12 protein-coding genes are annotated in these 11,394 nt (G+C 69.0%); 11 read left to right on the top strand and 1 reads right to left on the bottom strand.

Features of this window, described 5'->3' with window-relative positions:
* Nucleotides 1-63 precede the first annotated feature (63 nt).
* From KF684_04935 to KF684_04915, 5 genes are all read left to right on the top strand, one after another.
* A complete protein-coding gene (locus tag KF684_04935) occupies nt 64-549 on the top strand; it encodes a chemotaxis protein CheX (GenBank protein ID MBX3352258.1) in 486 nt (161 codons plus the stop codon).
* Nucleotides 550-563: 14 nt separating this feature from the next.
* Nucleotides 564-941, top strand: coding sequence for a response regulator (locus KF684_04930; GenBank protein ID MBX3352257.1), 378 nt, complete (start codon nt 564-566; stop codon nt 939-941).
* A gap of 57 nt (nt 942-998) precedes the next feature.
* Nucleotides 999-2,495 (top strand): DUF342 domain-containing protein, encoded by a 1,497-nt coding sequence (locus KF684_04925; protein MBX3352256.1) that lies wholly within the window; start codon nt 999-1,001, stop codon nt 2,493-2,495.
* Nucleotides 2,496-2,626: 131 nt separating this feature from the next.
* Nucleotides 2,627-4,174, top strand: coding sequence for a hypothetical protein (locus tag KF684_04920; protein MBX3352255.1), 1,548 nt, complete (start codon nt 2,627-2,629; stop codon nt 4,172-4,174).
* Between the two features lie 150 nt (nt 4,175-4,324).
* Nucleotides 4,325-5,761 (top strand): hypothetical protein, encoded by a 1,437-nt coding sequence (locus tag KF684_04915; GenBank protein MBX3352254.1) that lies wholly within the window; start codon nt 4,325-4,327, stop codon nt 5,759-5,761.
* A gap of 62 nt (nt 5,762-5,823) precedes the next feature.
* Here KF684_04915 and KF684_04910 read toward each other — a convergent pair whose 3' ends face one another.
* Nucleotides 5,824-7,347: a hypothetical protein gene (locus KF684_04910; protein ID MBX3352253.1), complete on the bottom strand. Its 1,524-nt coding sequence runs from the start codon at nt 7,345-7,347 to the stop codon at nt 5,824-5,826.
* Nucleotides 7,348-7,699: 352 nt separating this feature from the next.
* On the opposite strand from KF684_04910, the gene rpsJ reads away from it, so the two are divergent.
* From rpsJ to rpsS, 6 genes are all read left to right on the top strand, one after another.
* Nucleotides 7,700-8,008 (top strand): 30S ribosomal protein S10, encoded by a 309-nt coding sequence (gene rpsJ, locus KF684_04905; GenBank protein MBX3352252.1) that lies wholly within the window; start codon nt 7,700-7,702, stop codon nt 8,006-8,008.
* A gap of 113 nt (nt 8,009-8,121) precedes the next feature.
* Nucleotides 8,122-8,814, top strand: coding sequence for a 50S ribosomal protein L3 (rplC, locus tag KF684_04900; protein ID MBX3352251.1), 693 nt, complete (start codon nt 8,122-8,124; stop codon nt 8,812-8,814).
* Between the two features lie 261 nt (nt 8,815-9,075).
* On the top strand, nt 9,076-9,759 hold the full coding sequence (gene rplD, locus KF684_04895; GenBank protein MBX3352250.1) for a 50S ribosomal protein L4: 684 nt from the start codon (nt 9,076-9,078) through the stop codon (nt 9,757-9,759).
* Nucleotides 9,759-10,037: a 50S ribosomal protein L23 gene (rplW, locus tag KF684_04890; GenBank protein MBX3352249.1), complete on the top strand. Its 279-nt coding sequence runs from the start codon at nt 9,759-9,761 to the stop codon at nt 10,035-10,037. The genes rplD and rplW overlap by 1 nt, the downstream gene beginning before the upstream one ends.
* Before the next feature lie 60 nt (nt 10,038-10,097).
* Complete coding sequence (rplB, locus tag KF684_04885; protein MBX3352248.1) at nt 10,098-10,955, top strand: 50S ribosomal protein L2; 858 nt, start codon at nt 10,098-10,100, stop codon at nt 10,953-10,955.
* Nucleotides 10,956-10,970: 15 nt separating this feature from the next.
* Nucleotides 10,971-11,255 (top strand): 30S ribosomal protein S19, encoded by a 285-nt coding sequence (gene rpsS, locus KF684_04880; protein ID MBX3352247.1) that lies wholly within the window; start codon nt 10,971-10,973, stop codon nt 11,253-11,255.
* Nucleotides 11,256-11,394: the final 139 nt, after the last annotated feature.

Here is an 11,394-nt window from a genome sequence, read left to right as displayed (position 1 = left end):
AGGGAGCGGGCGTGATCGCGCCACGCTCGTCGACAGGGTTGCTAACCGACGGAGCGAGCACGGATGGATCCCACCTACATCACGCCGTTCATCGTGAGTGTGCAGAACGTGTTCTCGACGATGCTGAACCTTCCCGTGCAGGTGAAGGAGCCGCGCATCAAGACGGGGGCTGAATCTGGCGCCGATGTTTCCAGCATCATCGGGATGAGCGGCGACGTCGTCGGCTCGGTGATCCTGAGTTTCCCGACCGAGACGGCTCGCCGGATCGTGTCGCTGTTCTCCGGCACGGAGGTCGCGGCGGACAGCCCCGACTTCGCCGACGCGCTGGGCGAGCTGGTGAACATGGTGTCGGGCGGCGCGAAGGCGATGTTCCAGGGGAAGAAGGTCAGTATCTCGTGCCCGAGCGTGGTGCTGGGCCCGAACCACACGATCGCGAAGCAGAAGGACCTGCCGACCGTCGTGATCCCCTGCGAGACGGACTGCGGCGAGATGCTGCTCCAGATCGCGATCCAGGAGGCGGCTGTCGCCGCGTCTATCAAGGCCGCGTGAGTGAGGGAACAGCCATGAGAATTCTTCTCGTCGACGATTCGCGCACGATGCGCAACATTCAGAAGTCCGTCATCGCGCAGCTCGGCCAGCACGAGGTCGAGGAGGCCTGCGACGGGCAGGACGCGCTGAGCAAGGTGGGGGCCTTCAAGCCCGACCTGCTGCTGGTTGACTGGAACATGCCCAACATGGACGGGCTGACCTTCGTCAAGCAGTACCGCCAGCGCGACAAGGTGACGCCCATCATCATGGTCACGACCGAGGCGGAGAAGACCCGCGTCATCGAGGCCATCAAGGCGGGCGTCAACAACTATGTCGTGAAGCCGTTCACCCCCGATGTGCTGAGCCAGCGCATCACCGAGACGGTCAGCAAGGCGCCCGCGCAGGCGGCGTGATCCGAGCCCGGGGGATCGCGGTCCCTGCCGCCCGCCCGCGACGGCGGAGGTGTGAGGATGTCGGACAGGGAGCCCATCGAGGTGGTCGTCAGCGCCGACGGGTTGGCCGCGTCGCTGCGCGCCCCTGCCGGTGTCGACCGCGCGCTGGTCAGCGCCGAGCTTGTGACGGCGCTGCTCGCCGACGCACGGGTCCGCACCGACACCGTCGAGAAGCCCGAGGTTGAGGCGTTCATAGCGCAGTGCCGCGCCGCGCCGCCCGACGAGGAGGTCGAGCGGGTCGTCGCGCGGGGCGCCCCCGCCAGGCACGGGGAGCAGGGGCGCATCGAGCTGGTCGCCGACTTCGCGCGTGCGCGCATCGATGACGACGGGATCGAGGGTCTTGCGCCCGGATCGAAAGAGGGCGCTGTGGACCACCACGCGCGTTCGATCTTTCTCGCGGTGCGCGAGGGCGATCGGATCGCGCGTGTCATCGATCCCACGCCCGGCGTCGACGGCGTGGGCGTGACCGGGAGGACGGTCGTCGCCCGCCCGGGCAGAGAAGCGGCGCAGCGACTGCACCACAGCGTGGAGCGGCGCGGCCACGAGCTCTTCGCGAAGGTCTCGGGCGCGCTCGAGGTCGGCGAGACGATGATCCGCGTCTCCGGCGAGGTCACCATCCCGGGGTTCGTCGACTTCACGACGGGGAACATCGAGCTCCCGTGCTCGCTGATCGTCGAGAAGGGCGTGCGCGACGGGTTCGTGGTCTCGATCGAGGGGTCGCTGACGGTCCGCGCGCTGGTGGAGGCCGCGACGGTCAAGACCTGGCGGAACGCCACGCTCCTGGGCGGGGTCGCGTCGCGCGGCAAGGGGTTGCTGCACGTCGGTCGCGACCTGCACACGAAATACCTGGACCAGGTGAAGGGGCGCGTGATGCGCGACGCCGCGATCGAGCGCGAGATCGTGAACTGCGATCTCTCGATCGGCCGGAACCTGCGCGCGCCGACGGGGTCGATCATGGGCGGTCGCGTCGCGGTCGCGGGCGAGTGCGTGATCGACACGCTGGGGTCCGAGTCCGGCGCGCCGACGGAGCTGATCCTCGGGCGCGTGCCCGAGGCGGAGGGCCTGCTGAGTCGCGCGATGGAGCTGAAAGGCAGGATCGGCTCGCGTCTGGACAAGACGATGGGGGAGCAGCGCCAGCTCCAGCAGCTCGCCGGGAAGAAGCTGACGCCCACCCAGGCGGAGCGAGCGACGGAGCTTCAGTACGAGATCTCGACGCTTTCGGGCTACACGAGCTCGCTCGAGAATGTCTCGATGCGTCTGCTCGACTCCGTGCGCGCGCACTCGACCGTGAAGGCGACGATCAGCGCCAGGATCCACGCCGGCGTGACGGTGCGCGTCGGCGCGTTCACCGCGCGATTCCGGCGCGAGCTGCGCGGGCCGGTGATGATCCACCTCAACCAGAACGGGCAGCCGGTGGTGACCGACCTCCTGCGAGACGAGACGCAGCGCCTCAGCGCGGTCGCGGTGGTCGAGGAAGACCCCAACGCGATGAGCGTGCTGCGCCAGGCGGCCTGAGCGTCCCGGGTCCGGTGCGGCGGTGTCATCGGGGCCAGAGGGGGCAACCGGGGCCCGTCGTGGGGCGTATCGCTCGACAACCAACCGGAGCGAGTGGACACACCCCACCCACGCGGCGCATGATGACCAGAGTGCCTCCCCTTCTCAGACGCCCATCCCGTCTCGGCGCGATCCACGCGGCTCTTCTCGCGTTCGCCGGGGGCGGCGCGCTGGTCTGGATCGCCCCGGCCGGCGCGCAGCAGGCGGCGGACCTCGCGACGGCGGCGCTCCGCGTCGAGCCGACCCCGGACATGGAGGTCACCGCGGTCCTCGTCGGCGGGGGGCGTCTCACCGGCGTTCTGACGGCGATCTCGGCGGAGACCATCTCGATCAGCGTCGAGGGCGTCGTGCAGGATTTCCCGCGCGAGCGCGTGCAGCGCCTGGAGTACGACATCGTGCTGGTGCAGAGGGACGGGCAGCGCCTCGCCGGGCGGTTCGTCTCGCGCGACCGGGACTGGATCGTGCTGCGCGTCGCCGGGGTGGAGGCGCGGATCCCGACAGACTCTGTGGAGCGGGTTGAGCTGCAGATGCCGCTGCGCAAGCGGTACGAGCAGATGCGGTCGCTCATCGACGACGCCGACGTGGACCGGCTTCTGCTCGTCGCGGAGTGGCTTCGCAGCGTGCAGCTGCTCGACGAGGCGATGCGCGAGCTGGATCACATCCTCGAGGTCGACCGCTTCAACGACCGCGCGAGGAATCTGCGCGAGCTTGTGTCGAGGCAGATCGAGTTCCGCGACCGGCGCGAGGCGCGCCAGCGCGAGCGGACGCCGGCCGCGGCCCCCGGTTCCGCGCCCGGTTCGACCCCCCGCCCCTCGGCGCCGGCAGACGACGACATCGACGATCTGTCCGGCGCGACGGACGACGACGACGCGACCATCGAGCACATGGAGCGGTCCGGGAGGCCGGTCCCGCTGGGTCAGCGCAGCGATTTCCCGCTGCTTTCGCCGCAGCAGGTCGCGCTGATGAAGGTGTACGAGCTTGATCTCTCGAGGCCGGCGAAGATCCTGATCAAGCGAGAGACCATCACGAAGCTGCTCGAGCGTTTCGCGGGCGACCCGCTGCTCCCGGCGACGCGCGTCGAGCGCGAGGCGTTCTATCGCAAGCCCCCTGCAGAGATCCTCGACATCATGTTCCGCCTGCAGGCGAGGGACCTGTACGGCGAGGTGCAGGTGATGGGCGACGTCGAGCCGATGCGCCGGTTCCGCGATTCGGTGCAGACCACCTGGCTGCTCCAGAACTGCTCGACCTCGGGCTGCCACGGCGACGCGAACGCGAGCGGTCTGACCCTCTACCGGCGCAGGATGGGGGCCGAGCAGAGCGTGTACACGAATTTCCTGATCCTCGACCGGTATCGCACCAACGACGGGCAGGCGCTCATCGACTGGCAGACCCCCGAGCGTTCGATCCTGATGCAGATGGGCATGACGCGCCAGAACGCGTACAGGCCGCACCCCGATGTTCGGGGCTGGCGTCCCGTGTTCCGCACGCCGGCCGATCGACGTTTCCGCGAGGCGGTCGCGTGGATCGAGTCGATGTACCGGCCCCGTTCGGAGTACGAGATCGACTACACGCCCCCGGGCGAAGCGGCGCGCCAGGCGCCGGAGGCGCGCGACGCCGGCTCGCCCGAGCGTCGTCGCTGAGCGTCCCGGCGGCGCACCGACGCGGAACCGGGCGGCGTGCGGTGGCGTAGGGTCGCGACGATCGGGTCTCCGACCCTTCGGGGGCAGGCATTGCTACACTCCCGCCCTTCGGTCCCTCGGGTGGACCTGACGCTGACGCCGAGACCCAGCATGACCACCGCTCAGAAGTTCAAGCACACCAACGCTTTCCGTCGCACCGCCGCGATCGCGCTCCTCTGCGGCCTGGCCGCGGGCCTCTCGGGCTGCGACCAGGGGGGCACGGTTCCCCAGGCGCTGGCCGAGGCGCAGGCGAAGATGCTCTCGGTGACGGCGGGCGGGGTGGCGGCGCCCCCCGGGGAGCGTCGCAAGGTCTACCAGAGCGTGGTCAGCTCGCTCCAGTCCGAGGCGTCCTCGCTCGAGGGCGTGAGCCAGCAGACAGCGTTCGCCCTGATGGGCGAGGCGCAGGCCGGGCTGGCGCAGCTGCGTCTGCTGGAAGCGTCCGAGCAGGCGCAGGCGGCCGCGTCGGAGCTGTCGAGGATGCGCGTGCTGGGGGCGGAGTTCGCCAGCCACACGGCGCGGGCCGCGGCGATGCGGACCGGCGATTCGGGCGCCGATCTCGATCGTCTGGCCGGCGAGGCGCAGCGCGTCGCGAGCGAGATCGAGCAGTCGCGCATCGATCGCGAGGGCGTGCTGGCGCAGATCGCGCAGCTCAACCGGCGCGCGCAGGAACAGGGCGATCAGGGGCGTGCGATCCGCGCCGAAGAGGCGCAGATCCGCGAGCGCGCCATCCGCGCCGGCTCGCAGGAACGCGCCGAACTCACCGAGCGTGCGCACGGTGTCTCGCGGCGCGCTGCCCAGCACGAGCGTGCGGCGTCTGACCTGCTGGCCCAGGCCGAGGTGCTCCGCCCCGAGCTTCGCAACGCGGAGATCCGGCTCGAGCAGCTCCGGGCGCTCTCGGCGCAGCTCGAGAAGACCAAGTCCGAGATCGAGGGCGAGCGCCGTCGTCGGCTCGACGACGCGCAGATTGCGCAGAACGCCGCCGACGGCGCGATGCGTGCGCTGACCGAATCGCTCGCGACGCTGCGCACGCAGCTCGAGACCGGGTTCGAGGCCGCGTCGAGCGACGCGATCCGCGCGTATGAGCAGGCGATCGGCACGCTGCGTCGCGCCGCGCAGGGCAACAGCGCCGCGACGCGCCTCGCGCTGGGCGCGGCCCAGCAGGGTCTGGGCGATGCCCAGCGCCAGCGCGCGACGATCTTCGAGCAGGGCGTCATGACTCTGGCGTTCCTCGCGGAGCTGCCCGGTCGACCGGGCGTCGCGGGCGACGCCGGCGCGTTCGCCGACGCGTTGCGCGCCAAGGCGGGCGAGGCCTCGCGCGCCGCGGGCGCGGCGTACGGAGATTCTGCCGCCTCGCTTCGCAGCGGGGCCGGTCGCGTGACGGGCGACGCGAAGGCGACGGTCGATCGCGCGGTCGAATCGCTCGAGGCGCTGGCCGCCTCGCTCAAGGGCGAGACCCCGGCGCCAGCCCCGACCGAGCCGACCGAGCCGACCGAGCCGGCCGAGACCGACGACGAGCCGGCCGGGCTCGACGACGACATGGGCGGCTGACCGACGAAACATCCATATCCGAGCGTTGACAGCGCGACGGCGTGCCCGATCCGTCCGGACGCTCAGCGCCCCGGGTTCGTGCCCATGTCGGTGGGCAGGCCCTTGCGACGCCAGATCGCGCGGATCTCTTCGGGGTTGGAGGGCGCCACCATTGACTGGTCGGGCATCCTTCCCTGGAGGACGTCGCCCTCGCTGTTGAGAATGAGCACGCGCGGGGCGAGCCCCTCGGTGATCTCGCTCGAGAGCGTCCAGACGGCGTCCGGGGGGAGCGTCTCGTCGCTGGCGTCTGTGGGATCGAGGCGCGTCAGTCGCTCCGTGCGGAGTTTGATCTCGGTCAGCGACGACGAATACGCGTAGAACGCCATGTCGGTCAGGACACCGGCGCGCGCGAGCAGTCGCGGCAGGAGGTGCGTCTCGGCCTGCGAGAGGTAGCCCTCGGATGGGATCTTCCATGACTTTTCGATCGGCTGGGCGCCGGGCGCGTTGACCGTCACGACGAGCTGGTCGCCCAGGCGGGCGCCGACCTCGGAATAGACGCTGTCGCGTCCTCTTTCACGCAGGACCATGCGCAGCGACCACGCCTCTTCGCCGCGACCCTTGGAGTCGAGCTTGAGCCAGGAGATCGACTGCGAGTCCACGATCTGGAGGCCCGAGCCCGCGGGGGCGACGGCGCGGGCCTCGATTTTGACGAGCACGCCGTCTTCCATCTCGCTGGGGGTCCAGCGGGACGAGGGCCGGGCCGGGTTCAGCTCGCCGCGCTTGCCGGTGCGCATCTCGACGCGCTGGTAGGCGACCTCGCGGAAGCCATCGGTGGAGGAGGGGTCCTTCGTCACGGTGCGCGTCCAGCGGACCGGGTCGCGCGGGAGGGCGGCGAGGTACTCGCTCGCGGGAAGCGACGCCAGGAACGCGTTGCCGGCTCGGACGGCGGCGACCCGCTGGGCGGCCACGTCGCCGGGGTTGCGCATCTCGACGGTCTCGAGCATGCGCTCGTAGAGGTCGGTCGCGCGGGTGGTCTGCTGGCTTGGGGCTTCGAGCTGGAAAATCAGGAAACGACCCGGCTCGGCGAGGGCGATCGTGTACCCGGCGACGACCGGCTGGTTCGCCGTCGAGATGAACCCGGCGTAGAACCGGGCCGCCGGCGCCTGCCCGACGGTCAGGTCGTCCTCGATCGGTTCGACGCTGACGGCGGCGGCCTGACGCCCTGTTCTGGGGTCGACTGCCTGGCGCGTCGAGACCAGCTCTTTCTGCAGCTCGGTCGCGACCTCGAAGGGCGAGGAGAGGCGGTCGCCCGACCGACGGTCGAGGACCCGGATCGTCCACTCGCCTCCGGGCGCGATCAGTGTGATGGATTGACGGTTGGTCCCCAGTTCGGAGGTCTGGAGCACGGCGCCTTCCGGGAGACGGACCGACATCCCCAGAATCGGGAAACTGGTTCGCTGCGGCTGGAGGGCGAACGGAGCGTCAGCGGCCTGGCGTCCGGCGGCGGGCTGCGCGTCGAGGGCGGCGCTCGCGGCGGGGGGGAGCGCGAGCGTTGACCCAAGGAGGACGGCGAGGGCGCCCGGGATGGAGCGTGCGTTGGTGGGCATGTGGAGAGACTCTACGATCCGAACGGCAGGGGGGTTGTGTGCGCCGGCGAAGGCGCGGATCGTGCGCCGGGAGCGCTCGTCGCCTTCGCGAAATCTTCGTCACGTCAGGAGCGCATCCTTGACACGCCCCCGGCGGGGTCTACCCTACGCGGCTCCCGGCGCGCTGGTGGGCGCAGTCGGGTTGATGACCCACATGCCAGCATTTGCTCGAAGGCACCCCTCGCGATGGATGTGAGGGGCCATCGAGAGCGGCTGAAAACGCCGCGGCGTGTGTCCATCGGCCCGATCCACCCCCGCCCTCCACGCACGGCGACGCACTGACTCGCGGATTCTTTAGAACGCAGGACTAACGATGACTGGCGCGAAAATCAGAATCCGGATGGAGGCCTACGACCACCAGGCCCTCGATTCCTCCGCCAAGGAGATCGTCGAGCACGCGAAGCGCACCAACGCACGCGTCGCCGGCCCGGTCCCCCTTCCGACGCGGATCGAGCGTTACACCGTTCTCCGCTCGCCGCACGTCGACAAGAAATCGCGCGAGCAGTTCGAGATCCGCACGCACAAGCGCATCATTGACATCACCGAAGCGAACGCGCGAACCGTCGAGGCCCTGAACCGCCTCGTCGTGCCCGCCGGCGTCTTCATCAAGATCAAGGCCTGACCTACACCGAGGCCGGCGCCCGCGAGAAACTCGCGAGGGACCGGCCTCTTCCAGTTCCCTACCCCGTCACGCTCCCCTCCACGACCGCATTCCCCTGTAAGGACGACGCAGCCATGTCGCTCATGCTTCTTGGCAAGAAAATCGGGATGACCCGCTACTTCACGGAAGGTGGGGTCAATATCCCCGTCACCGTGATCGAGGTCGGTCCCTGCATCGTCACGCAGGTCCGCACCCCCGAGGTCGACGGCTATTCCGCCGTGCAGATCGGCTACGGCGAGGCCAAGCCTCGCAACTCGACCATCCCGATGATCGGGCACGACGCGAAGGCCGGCTCTGCGCCGCTCGCTCGTCACGCCGAGTTCCGGGTCGACGAGAAGGACCTCGCGAACTACACCCTCGGGCAGACCCTGACGGTCGACTCGCTCCAGAACATCGCGTTCGTCGATGTCGCGGCGACCAGCAAGGGCAAGGGCTTCCAGGGCACGATGAAGCGCTGGAACTTCAAGGGCCAGCAGGCCTCGCACGGCGTCGAGCGCAAGCACCGCTCGCCCGGCTCCATCGGCGGCCACGGCTCGAACCGCGGTCTCGGCGGCGGCCTGCGCAAGGGCAAGAAGATGTCCGGCCAGCTCGGCAACGAGCGCGTCACCATCCGCTCGCTCGACGTGATCAAGGTCGACGCGGAGCGCAACCTGCTGCTCGTGAAGGGCCCGGTCCCCGGACCCAACAAGGGCGTGGTCGAGGTCTCCCTCCCCACGCGCCTCTACAAGTCCAAGGCGCGGAAGCAGGCCGCGGCGATGAAGGGCTGAGCGATCGAATGACTGTCTTTCGCCACGCGACGGCGCGCGGCGTGTGAATCGAGTTTGACCCGGGTCGGCCGCGACGAGTTCGGCGGCGGCCGACCAGCCCGCGAGGTCCTTTCGAGGAAACCGGCGGGCACGACAGCAACGGGATAGTGACGCCGAGTCACCGGTCGGACGCATCGCGAAACCTTCGCGACGCCCGGCCAAGGCGAATCAGCGACCTCGAGACGATCTCGGGGCGCACAGAGGCGAACGATCGAGGATTCCATGGAAGTCCCCGTTCTCAATATGCAGGGCAAGCAGGTCGGGACCTTCTCGATCGACGAGCAGTCGCTCGGCGGCGAGGTCAACCCCTCCCTGATCAAGCAGGCGTATGTTCGCTACCACGCGAACCGGCGCCAGGGCTCTGCCCGCACGAAGAGCCGCTCGGGCATCGAGGGCTCGACGCGCAAGATCTATCGTCAGAAGGGCACCGGCAACGCACGCGCCGGCACGGTCCGCTCGCCGATCCGCAAGGGCGGCGGCGTGGCGTTCGCGAAGACCCGCACCCGCGAGGACTTCCGCCTGGACATGCCCGTCAAGATGCGCCGCAAGGCCAACCGCAACGCGCTGCTCGCCAAGCTGCTGGACAACGAGGTCCGCGTCGTCGACGCGATCACCTTCAGCGAGCCGAAGACCCGCGCGTTCAAGGACCTCCTCGACGCGTGCAAGATCGATCGCTCCTGCCTGGTCGCGATCCCCCACGACAACGAGAACGCGCGCAAGTCCGCTTCGAACCTCGAGGGCGTCACCACCGTCCCCGTCGATCAGCTCACCTGCTTCGAGATGCTCAATCACCGCTACATGGTGATCACCAGGGGCGATCTCGAGGCGTGGCTGTCCGGCTCGAGCAGCAAGATGGACAAGAACGCGAAGAACATCCGCACGCGTAAGACGCAGGAGGCCGCGTGATGGAAGCCCATTACATCATCAAGCGTCCGATGCTCTCCGAGAAGGGCACCGCGAGCGCGACCGATCACAACCGCTACCTCTTCGAGGTCTCGCGCACCGCCCGCAAGGACGACATCAAGCGCGCGGTCCAGGAGCTCTACGGCGTGCGCGTGATCGGCGTGAACACCGTCAACCAGCGGGGCTCCAACCGGCGCACCCGCTTCGGCTATGTCCCCGGGCGTACGACCAAGAAGGCGTACGTGAAGCTCCACCCCGAGGACAAGATCGAACTGTTCTGATCCGTCCGACCCCCGTGAATCCCGCGCCGCGAGGCGCTTGACCGTACGACGAGGCGACCCATGCCCATCCGCGTCTACAACCCGACGAGCCCTGGCCGGCGCAATTCGTCGGTGAACCTCCACGTCGAGGTTACCAAGAAGAAGCCCGAGAAGTCGCTGCTCGCCCCCAAGCCCAAGACGGGCGGGCGCAACAGCCGCGGCATCATCACGTCGCGCGGTCGCGGCGGCGGCCACAAGCAGATGTACCGCAAGATCGACTTCAAGCGAGCCGATCGCGCGGGCGTCCCCGGCAAGGTCGTCGGCATCGAGTACGATCCGAACCGCACCTGCCACATCGCCCTGATCGAGTACGCCGACGGCGTCAAGCGCTACATCCTCGCGCCCGTGGGCGTGAAGGACGGCGACACGATCATCTACGACACCAAGGCCGTCGAGCCCAAGCCGGGCAACGCGATGCCTCTCAAGTTCATCCCCACCGGTCTGAACGTGCACTGCATCGAGCTCTTCCCCGGCAAGGGCGGGCAGATGTGCCGCTCCGCCGGGATGTACGCCCGCCTGACCAACCGCGAGGCGGGGATGGCGACGCTGGTGCTCCCCTCCGGTGAAATCCGCCAGGTCAGCGTCGACTGCCTCGCGACGATCGGTCAGGTCGGCAACACCGACCACCAGAACGTGCGCTGGGGCAAGGCCGGGCGTTCGCGCTACAAGGGCATCCGCCCGATCACCCGCGCGATCGTTCGCAACCACAACGACCACCCGCTGGGCGGCGGCGAAGGCAAGTCCAAGACCGGTCGTCCGCCGGTCAGCCCGTCGGGCGTGTTCGCCAAGGGCGGCCCGACGCGCGACAAGAAGAAGGCGTCGAACAAACTCATCATCCGTCGTCGCCGCAGCAGGCGCTACGGTCAGCTCACGCTCTGAGGCAGGTCACACACGATGGCACGATCGCTCAAGAAGGGTCCCCATGTCGTGGAGAGCGTCTACCGCAAGGTGGAGAAGCTCGCCGCGCAGAACCGTCGCGAACCCATCAAGACATGGGCTCGCGCCTGCACCATCGTCCCGGAGTTCGTGGGCTACACCTTCAAGGTCCACAACGGGCGTGCGTTTCTCGACGTGTTCGTCACCGAGGACATGGTCGGGCACAAGCTCGGGGAGTTCAGCCCCACCCGCACCTTCCGCGGGCACACGAACAAGAAGGAAGGCATCAAGTCGGGCGGCTGACGCCGCTCACCGTCAGGCACCGTCGATTCACCCCGCGTCATCCCGACGCGTCTCTCGCTGAAGCAGGAACGACCCAGTGGTCATCAACCCCGACAAACTGAAGCGACTGGCGACGCGCAGCAGCGTCTCTCGCGACGCG

Source organism: Phycisphaeraceae bacterium (assembly GCA_019636675.1).
GTDB lineage: Bacteria > Planctomycetota > Phycisphaerae > Phycisphaerales > UBA1924 > JAHBXC01.
The sequence above is the reverse complement of the archived record's forward strand: the minus strand, read 5'-3'. Positions and strand labels throughout refer to the sequence as shown.